The sequence below is a fragment of the Pirellulales bacterium genome (assembly GCA_035546535.1).
Taxonomy (GTDB): Bacteria; Planctomycetota; Planctomycetia; order Pirellulales; family JACPPG01; genus JACPPG01.
In genome coordinates, this window is the sequence record DASZWQ010000033.1 from 56,824 (window position 1) to 73,943 (window position 17,120).

The window sequence follows — 17,120 nt, forward strand, 5'->3', positions numbered from 1 at the left end:
CCAAGCCGGGTTCGTGCTAGCAGTGCCACGTTCATGCCTGCAAGTGGCTCCTGGGGCCGGCGCTTCGCAATGCGCGAACCTTGGTTCGCTAGCGATGCCGACATCGGTCTCAAATCCAGCGCCGCACGCGCGCCTGGTAGGCGCGGTACTCCTCGCCAAACGTCTCGCCCAGCATCGCTTCCTCGACGGGAATAACATTCACGGCGATCACGGCGACAAAGACGGGCACCAACAGCCAGGGAGTGAGCACGCCAAGCATGAGGGCCACGCCTGCCAGCAGCACCGTCATGGCTACGTAGATCGGATTGCGGGTCCAATGGTAGGGGCCAGCGGTCAAAAGGTGACTTGACGTGTGACCCGGTCGGATGGCTGTCTTGTGCCGGGCAAAGAGCCGGGCGGCGACCGCCCCCAGCCCGATCCCTCCCAACAGAGGTACCAGGCCGAGCCAATTCCAGGGCGCAGGAATGATGGTCGGCCCCGGCACCAGCCAGGCCAGCACGATCATGCCCGCCACGGCGGCTAACAGATACACTGGTGGCACGACGCGGACCCGTGGACTCGATTTTTCGGCTGCAGCTTGCTGAGCCATGTTGCTCCTCGACTTTTTTGATTCACCAGTATTCCTGGGCTGCACTTTTAAATGGGGTCGAGCTTTGCCTAGCGGAATCCGCCCGAGATGTAGAACGATTCGCCGGTGACCCATTCCGAGTCGCTCGAGGCGAGAAACACCGCGGCCGGAGCGATATCCTTGGGCTGGCCGATGCGCCCCAGTGGTGTGTGCGCTTCGACCTGCGTGCGGAATTCACTCTCGTCAATGCCGGCCGCGCGAAAGCCTTCGGTTTCTACCATGCCAGGATTGATCGAATTGACGCGAATCTTCTTGGGTCCCAGCTCTTGGGCCAATGATCGCGTAATGGCATTCACCGCCGCTTTCGTCGCGCTGTACACCGAGCCGCCCGGCACGGGAGAAGCAGCCACGACCGAGCTGATGTTGATGATCGAACCGCCCGCCGCATCGAACTGCTTCACGGCCGCCTGCGTTGCCAGTAGCAGCCCGAGCACGTTCAGGTCGAATTGCTTGTGATAATGCTCGGCGGTGATATTTTCCAACGGGGCAAATTCGTAGATGCCGGCGTTGTTGACCAAGATATCCAGGCGGCCGAATTCCTTCTTTGCCGTGGCCATCAGCTTCTCGATATCGGCGGCCTTTGACATGTCGGCCTGCACGGCGAGGGCTTTGCCGCCGGCCTTCTGAATCGTGGCCACGACCCGATCGGCTCCCTCTTTGCTCTTGGCATAGTTAACGACGACCGCGGCACCGGCGGCGCCCAACTCGGCGGCGATTTCGGCGCCGATGCCCTTCGATGCGCCGGTAACGACGGCGACTTTGCCGGCAAGTTTTCCAGCCATTGCGAGTTCTCCTGTGCTATGTGTGACCGCGCTGATTGCAGGAGAATCGTAGGCGACGCGACAAGTCCTGGGAACGTACCGCCGTGGATGCCTATCCCTCACAAGTGCGGAACCAGCGATGAAGACGCTCGCAACCGCGGGGAAGGGAGGCCGGCGCGCAGCAATTGCTTGACGTCTGGGCCGGACCTGACGAACAGGACAGCGCAGCGAGACGCCGCCCACCGCGCGTCAGACGAGAAGCTCAGGTGGCGCCTGCACCCGTCCGCTCGGCAATCAGCGCATCGAGCTCTTGCTTCAAGCGGGGCAAGATGGCGTCGTAGGGAAACGCGCCGAGCTCGGCCGGGCCACGCTTGAGGTTCACGAAGTTCGGCCCGCACCACAAGCCCAAGTCGGCATCGTCCGTTTCACCGGGGCCGTTCACGCGGCAGCCCATCACGGCGATCGTGATGGCGTGCTGGCGCGCGTATTCGGTCATCTGCTTGACATCCTGGGCCAGCTCGATGAACGCCTCGTTTTCGACGCGCGAGCAGCTAGGGCAACTGATGATGTTGAGCGTGTTCAGGCCGAAATCGACGACGCTGCGTACCCTGCCCGCGGCGATGTCGGCCAGGATGGCGCGGCCCGCCGCGATCTCCTCGGGCTTGCGGTTGTTCGGCACCGTCAGCGAAACGCGAATGGTGTCGCCGATGCCGCGGCTGATCAACTGCTCGAAGGCGATGCGGGTCTTGATGATGCCGTCGGGCGGCATGCCCGCTTCGGTCACGCCGAGATGTAGCGGCACGTCGGGTCGGGCCTCGGCAAAACGGCGATTCACCTCGATGACCTTGGCGGGATCCGAATCCTTGAGCGACACGCAGTACCGCGTGAAGCCGAGCGAATCCAACAGCTCGCAATGGGCAAGCGCGCTGGCCAACATCGGCGAGATCGAATCGTCTTCGGCGAACTTGCCGGCCATGGCCGGATCGACCGAGCCGCAATTCACACCGACGCGCATGGCGCAATCGTTTTCGCCGGCCACGTCGGCCAGGAAGCGCACCTTGTCCTGCCACGGCTTGCTGCGCTCATGATGGTAGAGATGGCCCGGGTTGTAGCGCACTTTGTCGACGTGCGGGGCGACTTCCGTGGCCAGGCGATAGTTTTCTTGCAGGTCGACGGACAGATTGGCACGCGTCTGCTGGCGAATCTCGGCCAGGGCCGCCGCGTCTTTGCCGTTGTCGACCGCGATCCGCACCACGTCGGCACCGGCGTCGACCAAGGCATTCACCTGACCGACCGTGGCCGCGATGTCCTGCGTATGCGTGGCTGTCATGCTTTGCACGGCCACCGGATTCTCGCCGCCGATCGTACACGAACCAATGCGGACCGCCCGAGTGGGGTTTCGCTTGACTTCCACGGAATTCGACTCCGATTTTCCTGCGGCACTACGATATCTCGTAACCGCAAACGAGGGCGGGCCTTAATTGGCAGATTTTTCCGGTGCGAGCAACGCAGCCATTTCCGGCTGATCCATATTCTCGGGCGTGGCAATGAACTCGCCGGTGGAAACGCGCTTTTCGACCGATTTGCCACGCACGTGCTCGACCAAGGTTTTGACGCCCAGGTATCCCATCTTGATCGGATCCTGCAAGACGATGCCCGACACGGTCCCTTCGCGCATGGCCTGGATCAGCCGGGCGTTGGGGTCGAAGGCAATGAACTTCACCTTGCCGGCCAACTCGGCATGTCCCTGCAGGGCGCCGAGCATGCCGGTGCTGTTCGGTTCGCAAACGGTGAAGATGCCGTCGACCTGGTCGCCGTATTTCAGCAGCATTTGCTGGCTGACCGAAAGAGAGTCTTCGAACGACGTACCGCTGAACTGATCGCTGGAGAGAATCTCGACATTGGGAAACGGCTTGAGCCCTTTGAGAAATCCTTCTTCGCGCTGCTCGGTGCTTTCGCTGCCGGGGTTGTATCGCAGCAGGATGACCTTTGGATGGGGCCGGCCCTCGAGCATTTTGGCCATGGTCTGCGCCGCCAGCTCGCCGCAGCGGAAATTATCCGTCGCCACGTAACTGACGATGTCCGTTTCGTCGGCCAGGGCGCTATCGAAGATCACGGTGGGAATCCCCTCGGCTTTGGCGCTGCGCACGGCGGCCACCAGTGCTTGCGAATCCAAGGGCGCCAGGCAGATCCCGTCGACCCGACTGGTGACGAAATCCTGCACCAGCGAAATCTGCCCTTCGCGATCGCTTTCCTGCAAGGGCCCTTTCCAGATCACTTCGACGCCGCCCAATTCCTGCGCCGCTTTCTCGGCGCCGGCGTGCACCGATCGCCAGAACTCGTGCGTGGTCCCCTTGGGAATGACGGCAATGCGCAGCAGTCCCGTCCGGGGGCCGCTGCCGCCCGAGGGGGCTTCGGCACCGCAACCTGCGGCCAAGATAATGCACGCCAGAAGGGGGAACAGTTTCTTCACCGCCGGTCTCCTCCGGATCGCGCCCGGGAGCTAGGGTCGCTCAACGATGATGTCCGCGCCCGCGACCGTGACCGCGCCGCCCGCGCGAGCCGGACGAGCCGCTGGGGTTTTTGGCGCGGGCTTCCATGTTCGTGGCCACGATCATGCCGATGGCCTCGTCCCAGGTGGGAATGCCGCGATGATGCGTCTTGAAATCCACGTCGTCATCGTCGTCGAGATCGGCGTGCTCGCCGTTGTTCACTCCGTGCAGAGAATCGCTGTCGTCGCGCAGAGAGATATCCAAATCGTCGCTGTCGTCGTCACGATCGTCTCTTTCCCGGTCAGCCCTCCCGCGATCATCGGCGGGCGACTCGGCGCGCGTGCGCTCGCCACGTGGGTGATCGGCACGCGAACGATTTGCGTCGCGCGAGTCGCCGTCACGGCGACCGCCGCGGCGGCGACGGCGACGGCGCGATCGGCCAGGACGCTCTTCGCCCGACTCACCCGCCGCAGGTGCAGGGGCACGATCTTCGATCGCTTCGCCCTCTTCTTCATCCCGCGGTTCGACCGTTTCGTCGACCGCGGCGGAATCGACGTCCCATATCTCTGGTTCGCGCGACGGCGACTGCGGGCGGTCGCCCCCGCGACCTCGGCCGCGGCGACGACGGCGGCGACGGCGACCTTTGCGTTCGCCTTCGTCCGCGGCTTCGCCAGCGCTCTCGGCCGGCTTGCCGCCCACGAAGAACTCGAGCGTCTCCTCGACCTCTTCAAAGACGAAGCTGCTCCGCACCTCTTCCACTTCGAAAGACGGCTCGGCGGGCGACGACTCACGAAGAGCCTGTGGCTCCGCGCGGCGGATCTCTTCGCGATGGGGCTCTTCGCGCCAGGCGGGCAGCGATTCCGCTCGACTCTCGTACGTCTCGCGCGGCCGCCGCTCTTCGCACCGCTGCTCCTGAGGGCGCTGCTCCTCGCGCCGCACTTCCTCACGACGCCGTTCTTCCCGTCGAGGGGCGTCGTCGGCATGACGCTCGCGCGGCGGGCGCTGCTCTTGGCGGGCAGGCTCCTCGCGCGGCTGACTGCGCTCACGCGGTGGAGTAGTGGCCGGGGCCGGCGTCACTCCCAAATCGGCTGCCAGAGCCGACCAATCCGAAGCCGGCGGCTCGCTCCGCGGCGCGTCGCGCACGCGACGTGGCGCCGGCGGGGGGACGTGGGCAACGGGCTTCGGCGGCGCAGGCGGAGGTGCCTCCGCGCCTAGCTCCTTTGCCAAATCGGACCAATGGTTGGATTCTGGTTGATCGGTCATGCCCGTCGTGCGTTCGTTGAATTTGGCGAAAAGAAAGGCGCGCCCGGGATGCCCCCCTCGAGCGCGGTAAACCGCCAGTATAGAGGCCTATCGCCGCGTTGTGAAGTAACGACGCCGCACCGAGTTAGGCCACGTCGTGCACGGCTCGAAACAAGGATGCGCAAGTGGCCCGAAAATGACTGCTGACCTAGAATTACGGGGCGAGCAACTATGGGCGCACGAGCCGTCCTTTCCGAGCGCCTGATGTCTCCTGGTGGGTCCGGTCCGGACGCGCCGGGGCGGTCGCAGTGAGCGAAAACCTTTCTTTCGCGAGTGCGCGCGATGAAACTCGATCCTGATGCTCGTCACGCGAGTTCCGCAGCCGCGGCGATCCCGGCGTTCGTCGAGGACGTCGAGATTCGCGGGCATATTATCGACAGCCTGATTCTGCCCAAGGTCCTCGATCTGATCACCGGTTTGGGCGGCTCGTTCCGCATCAAGCAGATCGCGATTGGCCAGGCGCGCACCGACGTCAGCCACGCGTTGGTCGAGGTGCAAGCGCCCACGGCCGAGGCGTTGGCGGCGATCATTGCCGAAATCGCCGATCATGGCGCGGTCCCCACCGTTTCTCAAGATTGCCGGCTGGAGGCGGCCGACATGGACGGCGCCTTTCCCGAGGGCTTCTACAGCACGACCAACCAGCGGACCGAGGTGCGGATTTCGGGGCACTGGCACGAGGTCGACGTGCAGGAAATGGATTGCGGTATCGTCGTCTCGGCCGATCGCAAGCACGCCAAATGCCTGCCCATGATCGACGTGCGCCGCGGCGATTCGCTCGTCGTGGGCCACGCCGGCGTGCGTGTCTTTCCACCCGAACGCGCCGTGCAGCACCATTTGTTCGAGTTCATGGGCAGCAATGTCTCGACGGAAAAGCCCAAGACGGTCGCCATCCGAGCGATCGCGCGCGAACTGGCGAACAATCGCGCCGCCGGCGGCCGCACGCTGCTGGTCGGCGGCCCGGCGATCGTACACACTGGCAGCGGGGCGCATGTCTGCCGGATGATCCGCGACGGATACATCGACGTGCTGTTTGCGGGCAATGCCCTGGCGACGCACGATATCGAGCAGGCCTTGTTCGGCACGAGCCTCGGCGTTCACATGGCGCACGGCAATCCCACCGAGGGAGGCCACGAGCACCACTTGCGGGCGATTAATCGCATTCGCCGCGCGGGCGGCATTCGACAAGCCGTGGAGTCGGGACTGCTCACCTCGGGCATCATGTATGAGTGCGTGCGGAATCACGTCGACTTTTTACTGGCCGGCAGCATTCGCGACGACGGGCCTCTGCCGGAGGTGATCACCGACTCGCTCGAGGCGCAGCGGCAAATGCGCGAGGCGGTGCGCGACGTCACGTTTTGTCTCATGATCGCCACCACGCTGCACTCGATTGCCGTGGGGAATTTGCTGCCCGCCTGGGTCAAGGTGGTGTGCGCGGATATCAATCCTTCTACGGTGATCAAGCTGGCTGACCGCGGCACGTTTCAAACCGTGGGCCTGGTGACCGACGTCGAACCGTTTCTGCGGGCGCTAGTGCGCGAGCTGGCCGATATCGAAGCGGAGGCCAGCGTATGATTCCGCCGCGCATCTTGATGTGCCAGCCCGACTTTTACGGCATCGAGTACGAAATCAACGCCTGGATGCATCGCGACCATCCGGCCGATCGGCCAACGGCACGCGCGCAATGGATATCGCTTCGCCGCGCGATGGAAGAAGCCGGAGCCATGGTCGAGATACTGCCGGCCGTGGCGGGTCTGCCCGACCTGGTCTTCACCGCAAACGCGGCGATCGTTTATCACAACCTGGCGATCGTGGCCCACTTTCGTCATGCCGAACGTCAAGGGGAGGAAACCTATGACGAACGCTGGCTGACGGAGCACGGCTTTCGCGTCGAGCACCTGCCGCCGGGAATGTACTTCGAAGGGGCGGGCGATGCACTGTTTTGCGGTGAGACACTCTTCGCCGGGTACCGGTTGCGCAGCGAATTTCGCGCGCACAACTGGGTCGGGCAGCGCCTCGGTTGCCGCGTCATTCCGTTGGAGCTAGTCGATCCCTACTACTACCACCTGGACACCTGTTTCTGCCCGCTCGCGCCAGGCGTGGCGATCTACTACCCGGCGGCTTTCGACAATTACGCCGCGACGGTGCTGCGCGACATGGTGCCGGAACTGATCGAGGTCAGCCGGGTCGAAGCGCAGCGCTTTGCCTGCAATGCCGTAGTGATCGGGCGGACGGTGATCACGAATACCGGTTGCCCGGAGTTGCATCGCGCGCTGGGCGAGCGCGGCTACACGCCGCGTGAAACGCCACTCGATGAATTCGTGAAAGCGGGCGGCAGCGCCAAATGCCTCACGCTGCGGCTCGACGGCGAAGACGCCGCGAGCTGGCGGAATCTCTCCGCGCCGAGCGCGGCGTGAAAGCGTCGCGCGGGAGACGGACCGCACGCGCGTGCTTATTCCGCCTGCGGCGGAAAAGCATGGCACGAACCCTTCGACGCGTTGGCAAGCGGTGCCGCTGGTCGCTTGTCGACCTGTGATCGTGTCTCAGTCAGCACTGGTGGGCGAGCCACCAGTGACACCCCTAAGCTGGTCCTGAAACTGCGTCGAACGTGTCTTCAGACGTCGGTGTCGTAGACGCGCACTTGTCGCCAGGTGGGCTTGTTCGCTTCGATGAACTTCACGTGCCGCTCGTGGACCTGGTACTTATCGTGAGCCGCGCGGTCGGCGAAAATCACGTGCAAACCGACGTCGAAGAGGCGGTCGTTCACCGGACGATCCAGATCCGCAAGCGTCCCGCAGCCGAAATAGGTCACGCCGGGATGGTCGGTCAGGTATTTCTTGCACTCCGACAGCAAGTGATCGATGTTGGCTTTCGTCGGCTCTTTGAGCGTGAAATAGACGTTGTGTACGAGCAAAGATGTTTCTCCTGCTGAAAGTGAAAAGGACGCAAGCGCCGAAGGCCGCCATTCATTTGGCCGACTGCGCGGGAATATCTTTGAGACCAATTGGTCGGCCATCGAGGTGCCAGGCCGGATCGATGGCAACGCCCAGGAACGTGAGCGCCGTGACCGGCACGTCAACCAAGTACGTCGTCTCGTCCAGCGGCCCGCGCTTGGCGTCCGGGCCGCTGACGATGACGAAGCTATTGCGAATCTCGGGCACGTTATGCCCGCCGCCGTGGCCGGTTCCTTTACCGCCATGATCCGCCGTGACCAGGACGAGCCAGTCTTCTTTGTCGAAGGTTTTCCGCGCATGCACGGCGTCGACCACCATGCCGATGTAGCGGTCCGCGTTTTCGATCGCCTGGATGTAGCTCGGTACCGTCGGATGAAATCCGTCCTTGTGACCGGTTTCGTCAACCTGGCCGATGTACAGGAACAAGACCGTGGGATCAGCCTCGGTGAGGTGTTTGACGGCGGATTTGGCGGCCATCTCATCGGCGCGCACATAGTCCTTCCCAACCGGTGGATAAAGCTCGCGAACGTCGGCGGCGCTGACGATGTGCTGCTGAATCGGAATCCAACTGACGATCGACACCGTCACGGCATCCGGCCGCTTTTCCTTGAGGCGCGCGAAGAAGTGCGGATACTCTTCGTAGTGCTTGACCTTGAAATCGTTGTCCAGCACACCGTGCTTGTCGGCCCACACGCCGGTCAAAATGCTCGACCAGCCGGGGCCACTGATCGTGTCATTGCCCTGATAGCGGTCCCCCAGGATCTGGCAATCGGCATCGTAGCAGCCTTCGGCCATGAGGCGATCCAGGTGCGGCGCGTTGGCGGCCTGAATCGAGTCGAAGCGGCAACCGTCGATGCCGAGGAAGAGAACCTTTTTGGTCTTCGCGTTTGCGGCTCCCGCAGCCGGGGCCAGCACGCCGGCCATGAACGAGACAACAAGGCAGAGCGAGAAGCATCGCGGACGCATGTATAAGACCCTCGTCTAAAGCGGCGACGCCGAGCGAGTCCCTCGCGAGCGCTTCGCGCCTGGTGTGTCGCCGGCGGTGTTCGTCACCGGCGCACGATAAATGGCCGGAACGTTGAAATCAAGCGCGGGGAAATCAAGCGCGGGCTCGGGCGGCAGCACGGCGCGGCTCACGCGCCGGGGCCGGTCGAATCTTCCATCCCTTCGATGTAACGGCGCAGGCGCTCGACTTCGTCCTCGACGTGCCGAAGTCGCAACATGATTTCGACACGTTTCAACAGCTCGAGCTTGTTGACCGGTTTGCTGAGGAAATCGTCGGTGCCGGCGTTGACCGCCCGCTCGATGTCCCCCAGCTCGTTCAGTGCCGTGACCATCAGGATCATGATACCGCGAGTGGCCGGGTCGCCCTTGAGCTGCTTGCAGACCTCGAAGCCGCTCAGCTTCGGCATCATGATGTCGAGCAGAATCAGGTCGGGTTTGAAGGAAGCGACCTTATCGAGCGTGTCGCGGCCGTCAACCGCTACGGCTGTCTCGCAGTCGAGGCCGGCCAGGTAGACTTCCAGCAGCTCGACGTTCGTTGCATTGTCGTCGGCGATCAGGATGCGGCTCTTACGCGAGGCGGCCATCGAACTGGGTTTCCCTTCCACAACAAGAACGAGCGCGACGGAGCACGAGAAAGCCCGCGCGACGGCAGAGATTATAGCGATACGACGGGCGCCGCGATAATGGGTCAGCGTAGGTGCGCGACCTCAGGGCGCCTGGCAGAGAGTCGGCTCGCATGCTTATTCGCCTTTGGCGAAAAAGCACGGCGCACGGATCGTCTCGCGATAGCGACCGCTTACGCCAACAGCCCGTGTACCACTTCCGCCTTCACCAGCTCGCGCGGCTGGTTCAGGTGGTTGTAGACGATCGTCGCCGGGTCGATGCCGACCGAGTGATAGATCGTGGCCAGCAGCTCGCCCGGATGAACGGGGTTTTCCAGCGGGCCGCTGCCGGTGGCGTCGCTCTTGCCATGGACGTAGCCGCGCTTGATGCCGGCGCCTGCCATGCACGCCGTGTAGCAATACGGCCAGTGATCGCGACCGTCATCGCTGTTGGTATTACCGGAGGTGCTGACGCCGCGTTTCGGGCTGCGGCCGAATTCTCCGATCGCCAGGACCAGCGTTTCGTCGAGCAAGCCCCGCTCGTCCAGATCGGCAATCAGCGCGGAGAGCCCGCCGTCGAGCATCGGGGCGCACTGGTTCTTCATGCGACCCGACAGGCCGACGTGTACGTCGAACGAGTGGTTGTCGCTGTTGGCGACTTTCGGCCAATTGACCTCCACCACCCGCGTGCCGGCTTCGACCAGGCGGCGAGCCAAAAGCAGGCTTTGCCCGAAAGTGTTGTTGCCGTATCGCTCGCGGGTGGCGGCGGTTTCACGCCCCAAGTCGAACGCGTCGCGCGCGCGGCCCGAGATCACCAGGCTCAGGGCCTTGTCGTAATATTCATCGAGATCGTAGCGCGCCGTGGCTTGCTCGATGGCGGGCATGCCGCCGGCGATCACGTCGCGCAGCTTGGCGCGGCGCTCGAGCCGTGCCGAGGAAACCTCGGGACGTAGCTGCAAGTCGTCGACCTTGATGCGCGACATCTTGGCCATGTCCATGTCGTCGCCGGCCGGATACAGGTAATAAGGATCGAACGCGCGACCAAGGAATCCGGCCGTGCCCGCCTTGCCCACCACGTTGCTCTCCTGCAGCGGGCGGGGCATCATCACGAACGGCAGCATCGGCACGCTCGTCGGCTTCAACCGAATGATGTTCGACCCGAAGTTCGGAAAATCCTTCGGGCTGGGCGGCTCCAATTGCCCCGACGCGCTCACGCGATCGGTCGTGTAGCCGGTCAGCATCTGGTAGATCGCGGCCGTGTGATTAAACAGACCATTGGGCGTATAGCTGACCGAGCGAATCAGCGTCAGCTTGTCGGTCACCTGCGCCAGCTTGGGCATCAGTTCCGTGACCTGCAGGCCGGGCGTCTTCGTGTCGATCGGGTTGAAGACGCTTTTGACGTTGTCCGGCACGTTCGGCTTCGGATCCCACAAGTCGAGATGGCTGGGTCCACCTTGCAGGAAGATCATGATGACGCTTTTGGCTTTTCCCCAACCTGGGCCACCGGCGGCGGGCGAAGCTTCGGCGGCGGTGCTGCGATGGCGGAACATATCGGCCAGCGACAGGCCGAGCATGGCCGAGCCGCCCACGCGCAACAGCTCGCGGCGGTTGACCCCATCGCACGTGTCTTTGCCAGCCAGTCCGGGGATTACGAGCATCGCCGACTCCTCCCGATCGAAAGGTTCAAAGTGTTCTGTGGCATGAGCGTGCCGCGGTGCAGACGCGCCGTGGCACGATTGGTAGTTCTGCAGGAACTTCAGGCAGGAACCAGCAGTATAGAGCCCCCGAAAATGCGATGTCAACGTTATGACGCAGGGAAACCTAGGTAAATAAAGGGTTTGCGCCGAATTCTGACCGGTTCGGTCGAAAGCCTCGGCTTGCGTCGGTTTCCTCTAAAATCTTGCACGGGTCGGCAAGCCGGGCCGTGAGTGACACCCCTGTGCCCTACCAGCTTTCGACCGCCAGTGCATGTTCGGCCAGGAAGGTCTCCAACTCGCCGCGCGTAAACACACTTTCCGTGGCACTGATCGACCGCACGCAACTGGCTCCCAGGGCGCTGGCCCAGGCAAGGCAGCCGCGCGGATCGCAGCCGGCCAATAATCCGGCGATATAGCCGGCGTCAAAGGCGTCCCCCGCGCCGGTTCCGCCGACGTAACTGACGGGATAGACGCCGGCGTGCAAACGATCGGTTTTCGAGACCAACACCGTTCCGTCACCGCCGCAGGTGATTACGACCGTGCCGGCGCCCGCATCGCGGAATCGCGCCGCCTGTGCGCGAGGATCCTTAAGGCCCGTGATCGCCGCCGCCTCGTCGGTGTTGGGCAGAAACAGATCCGTTTCGCCGAGCACCGGGGCCAGTTGCGCCCAATGATCGCCTGGTCCGGGCAACACGATGTCGAGAACGGTCGTCACGCCCCAGCGACGGGCCTGGCGAAAGACTTCGGCCAATTCTTCAGCCGCAAGCGCCGGCATGAGCAGATAACCGCCGACGTAAAGGACCTTGGCGGCGCGCACGCGCTCGAGCGGAATGTCGCCCGCCGTGAAACGGGCGTTCGCTCCCATGGTGTGAACGAAGCGCCGATCCTGCCCGCGCACGTTCACGATCAACGTGCCCGAGGTGCCGACGCCGGCCGGTCGGCGGACGCTATCGGTTTCGACGCCGCCGGCTTCGAGCGTTTCGACAATGAATTGACCGAAGACATCCTGGCCCACCGCGCCAACGACCCCCACGCCAACGCCGACGCGGGCCAGGTCGATGGCGGCGTTTGCCGCGCAGCCGCCGATCGACAGGGACAGGCCCTCGGTCAACACCAGCTCGCCGGCCGCCGGAGCATGATCGATCGGCGCGCAGCCGTGGTCGGCGACCAGAATGCCCACGCTTAGGCAGTCAATACTCATCACTCGTCTCGGCGTTGAAATTCTGCGGGACAACGCGTTCGTTCGGCTGGCGTAGGCGCCGCGCCGTGGCGGGGATCGATCTTAAGGAACCGCCGTCCGCGTGTCGAATGGCACGAACAAGCGCAACAAAAAACCTTGGCCCGGATGACGAATCATCCGAGCCAAGGCCGTCCTTCTGGCTTGGCGATAGCCAGAATTTTCTTTCGTCGCACGGTGCCAAAGCGTCCTTCGCCTCGGCCAAGCCGTACGAGATCAAACGAAGATGTAGCCTTCTTCGTTGTGCTGCGTGATATCGAGCCCTTGCTGCTCTTCGTCACGCGACACACGCAAGCCCATCGTTACGTCGAGGACCTTCAACAGGACGAAGGTCACGACGATGGCCAGGGCCCAGGTGCCGAAGGCCGAGATGACCTGCGCGGTCAGGATCGGACCACCTTCGAGCAAGCCGAGCGGCTTGTGCGTGGCACCGACATCCTGCACGGCCCGGGTCGCAAAGACACCGGTCAGGATGGCCCCCAGCGTTCCGCCGACACCGTGGACGCCAAAGACGTCCAGCGAATCGTCGTAACCGAACTTCGGCTTCAGCACGGTGCAAGCCAGGCTGCAAACCACGCCCGCCGCGGCACCCATGATTAACGAAGCCATCGGCGTAACAAAGCCCGAGGCCGGCGTGATGCACACCAATCCAGCAACGGCGCCCGAGGCGGCGCCCAACAGGGTTGGCTTGCCGGTGCGCATCCAGTCCATGAAGGCCCAGGCCACACACGCGGCCGCGGCCGAAAAGTGCGTATTGCAGAACGCGCTGGCGGCAACGCCGTCGGCAGCCAGCGCGCTACCGGCATTGAACCCGAACCAACCCACCCACAGGAGAGCAGCGCCGATCAACGTATAGGTCAGGTTGTGCGGCGGCATCGGCTCGGTGGGATAGCCAACGCGCTTTCCGAGCACCAGTGCGGCTACCATGGCCGAGATACCCGAGCTGATATGCACGACGGTTCCGCCTGCAAAGTCGAGAGCACCGCCGGCGATGCCGTTTGGCGTGTTGTAGGCGAAGATGCCTCCGGCCCACACCCAATGGCAAAGTGGGCAGTAAACCAGGAAATCCCAGCCAATCACGAAGACGACGAGTGTGCTGAACTTCATACGTTCGGCAATAGCACCCACGATCAGTGCCGGCGTGATGATGAAGAACATCCCCTGGAAAAGCATGTGTGTCAGGTAAGGAATACCATAGGCTGGGAACATCGGCACCGACTGGAAGGTGCTGTCATCCCATTGGCCGCCGACCCCTTCCATGAAGAACATCTTGGTGTCGCCGATGTAGGGATTCGATCCGCTAAAGCAGAGCGAATAACAGAACAAGGCCCAGAGAACCGTGTTCATGCCCATCAGGAAGAAGCACTGCATGAACACGTTGACGACGTTCTTCTTCCGCACCAGGCCGCCGTAGAACATGGCCAGCCCCGGCGCCGTCATCATCAGCACCAGCGCCGAGGAGGTGAGCATCCAGGCATTATCGCCTTTGTCCAAAGGGGGTTGCGGAGGTGGTTCCCCCGCCGCTTCCGCCTCGGCCGCTTTCTCCAGCGCTACTTCGGCGGCCTCTTGAGCCGAGGAGTAGCTCACCATCTGCAACAACAAACCGGTTGCCAACGCGGCAACACAACAACACGCCAGCATCTTTTTCATATCCAGCCTCGCTAGAGAAGGACGGTACCCGGACGAAATCGAAGCAAAACCGGCGGCGTCCAGGTCGCGCCGCGCGATCGCTGTGTCGAAAGACTCGAAAGCTCGTCGCCAATGCGCAGGTACCCGTGCCGTGCGCATCACGCTGTATATCGATCGCAGGCGACGTGGACGTTTCGCCCCCTGCAAAGTCTGTGAGGGAAGGATGCTTGTGTTCGCTCGGACCGCGAGCCCGCGCTGGATCGCTGCCCCGAGGGGTTCGTCTTGAAATCCGCCTTCGTCGCGGTCCTGCCCGCCGCAAGTTGTTCGTGCGACTTCGCATTTCGCGTGCCGCCGGGGGTTTGCAAAAACTGGGCGGCCGGAACTTGTTAAAAACTGGTTAGTTACGGCAACATGGTTATTTGTCACAAAAATGGAGCGCGCTACGAGTTTTGCGACCTATCCCGGCATGCCGTGCGCAGACTCTTGGCAACGCGCTTGCCGACCTCTCCGGCGTGAGGCGGCACGGCGAATGGCGCGCGACTGGCGTTGACCCGGTGGACCCCTTCCAGTAACGTTCCGCCCCTGGGGGCGTCCGCCTCGACAGTGCGGACGCATCGGGCGAAGGGACTCGCGCTTGCCCGGAGGGACCCGACATGAGCAGGATGCTCTGGTCCGCTTTCAGCGCCGCTACAGCGTTGATCGCCGTGGCGACGTTTCTCGCCAGTCCCCAGCTTGGGGCCGAACCCCCGGCATCGCCGGCTGATCCTGCGGCCGCACCGCGCGTGGCGCGACTGGTCCGCGACCTGGGAGCCGACAGCTTCGCCGTCCGCACCCAGGCCAGCGAAGAACTGGCCAAGCTGGGCGCGAACGCCCGGGCCGAAGTCGTGGCCGCCACGCACAGCGACGATCCGGAAGTTCGCCTCCGCGCGAAAGACCTGCTGCGAGCGATCATTACGAGCGATCTTTGGTCGCCGGCGCGGTTCACCTGTCCCGAAGGGCCCACCGCCGCCGCGGTGCTGCTGCGACAGCTCGCCGAGCAGACCGGCAATCATGTCCTGGTGGGCGATCAATTCGGCGCCTTCGCCGACGGCGACGTGCGGCTCGATTTCGCCGCGGCCGATTACTGGCAAGTGCTCGACGAAATCTGCCGACAATCCGGCAATCACTGCCGTACGCACTACGACAGTCGCAAGCCGGGAGTTGTCGTTGTATCCGGCGCGCCCGGGCGGCAGCCGCTGGCCTACGCCGGTCCGGTGCGCGGCCGGGTCACCAGCGCCCGCCGTGCCTTTACCGAGGAGGTGAGCTATGAAGATCTTCGCTCGGAAAAGACGCACACGTTTCAACTGAACCTGGAAATGACGTGGGAGGATCGCTTCAAGCTCGTCGCGTATCGGGCCCAGGCCGACGTCGCCGAGGCGATGACCGACAATGGCACGCGCGTCACCGCGGCCACGCCGACGAGCTCAGGCTGGAACGTCGCCGGCGCCGGCATGCGGCAAGTGACGATGAACCTGCGGCTCAATCCGCCGCCGGCGAATGCTCGCGAGCTCGAGTCGCTCAAGCTCACCTGGGGGCTGATCGCGGTCGGCGACATGGTGAATCTGGACGTCGGCAACCTGGCCTCGCGCGAGCCGCACTTTCAGGACGACGTCGAGCTGGTGATCGACAGCTTTCAACCGGCGACCGGCGGGCGCTACGACCTGGTCGTGACGATTCGCCGCGATCTGAACATGCCCGAGCCGCAGGAGATTCTCTTTCAGGAGCACGAGCTGGAATTGCTCGATGATGCTGGCCAGCCGCTGCGCAAGCTGGGCCAGACGCCGACCCTGGCCGATCATGGGGCGATGCTGAAGGCCTCGTTCAGTGCCGACAGCGAAGAGCAGAAACCGGCCAAGCTGCGATTCACGTATCCGCGGCTGCGCAGCCAGCGCGAGCTGGAAATCACCTTCCGCCACGTGCCGCTACCGACCGGCAAGCCGGAGTAGGGTTGCGTGGCGGCGCTCCAAGAACGCCCCTCCTTGTCAGGGAGGGGCCGGGGGAGGGTAACGCTTTGGATCAAAACTGCGTCTTCCATTTGCGCAGCGCGCCCCTCACCCTGCCCTCTCCCGGAGGCCCGGAGGGAGAGGGTTTTCTTGTCGCGGCCGTGATTCGTGATCACCGGGATAGTGTCGAGCCCCGTAGGGGCGAAATCAGGTAGCCGTGGGCGTGAGCCCACGGGAAAACGTCGCATAGAACGTCGTAAGCCCCGCAAGGGGCGACATAGGCATCTCCCATCAAATCCATGTCGCCCCTTGCGGGGCTTACGACGATTTTTTTGAGAACGTTTACCGTGGACTTCACGTCCACGGCTACACGCCTCGGCCCCTTCGGGGCCAATTCCGCGCGATGAACGACGCGGATACCAAGCAAAGTAAATCTGCTATCCTTTTATCACGAGCCCACGACGCGCGGGTGGCGTGAGCGGGGCCCGTTCACATCTGTCGCATTCGGGGAGCTGATCTCATGCAACCGTTATTTGCCGCGATCGGGACGGGACTGGCGATTCTGATCGGCGTGGGGGTCGTGGCCCTGCTGGTGCTGAGCTACTTCGTCGGCATCTACAACCGATTGGTCGGCCTGCGGAACCGCTACAAGAACGCGTTCGCGCAGATCGACGTGCAGTTGAAGCGGCGCTACGACCTGATTCCCAACCTGGTCGAAACGGCCAAGGCCTACATGAAGCACGAGCGCGAGACGCTGGAAGCCGTGATCCAAGCGCGCAACACGGCGCAGACCGCCAGTCAGCAAGCCGCCGCCAACCCCGGCAATCCGCAAGC

Annotated in this window: 15 protein-coding genes; 4 read left to right on the plus strand and 11 right to left on the minus strand. The window is 63.5% G+C overall.

Annotation, left to right across the window (positions count from 1 at the left end; translation table 11 throughout):
- Window positions 1-109: 109 nt before the first annotated feature.
- The 5 genes from VHD36_04280 to VHD36_04300 all read right to left on the minus strand — a co-directional run bounded on the left by VHD36_04280 (window position 110) and on the right by VHD36_04300 (window position 5,144).
- Complete coding sequence (locus VHD36_04280) at window positions 110-589, minus strand: isoprenylcysteine carboxylmethyltransferase family protein (GenBank protein ID HVU86512.1); 480 nt, start codon at window positions 587-589, stop codon at window positions 110-112.
- Between the two features lie 68 nt (window positions 590-657).
- Window positions 658-1,410: a glucose 1-dehydrogenase gene (locus tag VHD36_04285; GenBank protein HVU86513.1), complete on the minus strand. Its 753-nt coding sequence runs from the start codon at window positions 1,408-1,410 to the stop codon at window positions 658-660.
- A 241-nt stretch (window positions 1,411-1,651) separates the two neighbouring features.
- Window positions 1,652-2,803: a (E)-4-hydroxy-3-methylbut-2-enyl-diphosphate synthase gene (gene ispG / locus VHD36_04290; GenBank protein ID HVU86514.1), complete on the minus strand. Its 1,152-nt coding sequence runs from the start codon at window positions 2,801-2,803 to the stop codon at window positions 1,652-1,654.
- Window positions 2,804-2,866: 63 nt separating this feature from the next.
- Window positions 2,867-3,862 carry a substrate-binding domain-containing protein gene (locus tag VHD36_04295; GenBank protein ID HVU86515.1) on the minus strand — a complete coding sequence of 332 codons (996 nt, stop codon included), beginning with the start codon at window positions 3,860-3,862 and terminating at the stop codon, window positions 2,867-2,869.
- A 40-nt stretch (window positions 3,863-3,902) separates the two neighbouring features.
- Entirely contained in the window at window positions 3,903-5,144 is a 1,242-nt protein-coding gene (locus VHD36_04300) for a hypothetical protein (GenBank protein ID HVU86516.1), read from the minus strand.
- Window positions 5,145-5,465: 321 nt separating this feature from the next.
- Between VHD36_04300 and VHD36_04305 the strand changes: the two genes are divergently transcribed.
- Both VHD36_04305 and VHD36_04310 read left to right on the plus strand, forming a co-directional pair.
- Window positions 5,466-6,755, plus strand: coding sequence for a TIGR00300 family protein (locus VHD36_04305; protein ID HVU86517.1), 1,290 nt, complete (start codon window positions 5,466-5,468; stop codon window positions 6,753-6,755).
- On the plus strand, window positions 6,752-7,597 hold the full coding sequence (locus VHD36_04310; GenBank protein ID HVU86518.1) for an arginine deiminase-related protein: 846 nt from the start codon (window positions 6,752-6,754) through the stop codon (window positions 7,595-7,597). The genes VHD36_04305 and VHD36_04310 overlap by 4 nt, the downstream gene beginning before the upstream one ends.
- 197 nt (window positions 7,598-7,794) lie before the next feature.
- Here VHD36_04310 and VHD36_04315 read toward each other — a convergent pair whose 3' ends face one another.
- From VHD36_04315 to VHD36_04340, 6 genes are all read right to left on the minus strand, one after another.
- A complete protein-coding gene (locus tag VHD36_04315) occupies window positions 7,795-8,094 on the minus strand; it encodes a Dabb family protein (GenBank protein HVU86519.1) in 300 nt (99 codons plus the stop codon).
- A 52-nt stretch (window positions 8,095-8,146) separates the two neighbouring features.
- On the minus strand, window positions 8,147-9,100 hold the full coding sequence (locus VHD36_04320; protein HVU86520.1) for an alkaline phosphatase family protein: 954 nt from the start codon (window positions 9,098-9,100) through the stop codon (window positions 8,147-8,149).
- 167 nt (window positions 9,101-9,267) lie between these two features.
- Window positions 9,268-9,723 carry a response regulator gene (locus tag VHD36_04325; protein HVU86521.1) on the minus strand — a complete coding sequence of 152 codons (456 nt, stop codon included), beginning with the start codon at window positions 9,721-9,723 and terminating at the stop codon, window positions 9,268-9,270.
- A gap of 212 nt (window positions 9,724-9,935) precedes the next feature.
- Window positions 9,936-11,399 carry a DUF1501 domain-containing protein gene (locus VHD36_04330; GenBank protein ID HVU86522.1) on the minus strand — a complete coding sequence of 488 codons (1,464 nt, stop codon included), beginning with the start codon at window positions 11,397-11,399 and terminating at the stop codon, window positions 9,936-9,938.
- Window positions 11,400-11,685: 286 nt separating this feature from the next.
- The gene (locus tag VHD36_04335; protein ID HVU86523.1) at window positions 11,686-12,639 is read right to left on the minus strand and encodes a PfkB family carbohydrate kinase; all 954 of its coding nucleotides are present in this window, start codon (window positions 12,637-12,639) and stop codon (window positions 11,686-11,688) included.
- Window positions 12,640-12,891: 252 nt separating this feature from the next.
- Window positions 12,892-14,325 (minus strand): ammonium transporter, encoded by a 1,434-nt coding sequence (locus VHD36_04340; GenBank protein ID HVU86524.1) that lies wholly within the window; start codon window positions 14,323-14,325, stop codon window positions 12,892-12,894.
- A 632-nt stretch (window positions 14,326-14,957) separates the two neighbouring features.
- On the opposite strand from VHD36_04340, the gene VHD36_04345 reads away from it, so the two are divergent.
- Entirely contained in the window at window positions 14,958-16,289 is a 1,332-nt protein-coding gene (locus VHD36_04345; GenBank protein HVU86525.1) for a hypothetical protein, read from the plus strand.
- A gap of 517 nt (window positions 16,290-16,806) precedes the next feature.
- The coding region (locus tag VHD36_04350; protein ID HVU86526.1) for a LemA family protein at window positions 16,807-17,120 on the plus strand (314 nt) is incomplete at its 3' end.

Coding starts and splice junctions, on each gene's coding strand:
- VHD36_04280 (HVU86512.1), bottom strand. CDS start 589: ATGGCTCAGCAAGCTGCAGCCGAAAAATCGAGTCCACGGGTCCGCGTC.
- VHD36_04305 (HVU86517.1), top strand. CDS start 5,466: ATGAAACTCGATCCTGATGCTCGTCACGCGAGTTCCGCAGCCGCGGCG.
- VHD36_04320 (HVU86520.1), bottom strand. CDS start 9,100: ATGCGTCCGCGATGCTTCTCGCTCTGCCTTGTTGTCTCGTTCATGGCC.
- VHD36_04300 (HVU86516.1), bottom strand. CDS start 5,144: ATGACCGATCAACCAGAATCCAACCATTGGTCCGATTTGGCAAAGGAG.
- VHD36_04310 (HVU86518.1), top strand. CDS start 6,752: ATGATTCCGCCGCGCATCTTGATGTGCCAGCCCGACTTTTACGGCATC.
- VHD36_04340 (HVU86524.1), bottom strand. CDS start 14,325: ATGAAAAAGATGCTGGCGTGTTGTTGTGTTGCCGCGTTGGCAACCGGT.
- VHD36_04285 (HVU86513.1), bottom strand. CDS start 1,410: ATGGCTGGAAAACTTGCCGGCAAAGTCGCCGTCGTTACCGGCGCATCG.
- VHD36_04330 (HVU86522.1), bottom strand. CDS start 11,399: ATGCTCGTAATCCCCGGACTGGCTGGCAAAGACACGTGCGATGGGGTC.
- VHD36_04345 (HVU86525.1), top strand. CDS start 14,958: ATGAGCAGGATGCTCTGGTCCGCTTTCAGCGCCGCTACAGCGTTGATC.
- VHD36_04335 (HVU86523.1), bottom strand. CDS start 12,639: ATGAGTATTGACTGCCTAAGCGTGGGCATTCTGGTCGCCGACCACGGC.
- VHD36_04325 (HVU86521.1), bottom strand. CDS start 9,723: ATGGCCGCCTCGCGTAAGAGCCGCATCCTGATCGCCGACGACAATGCA.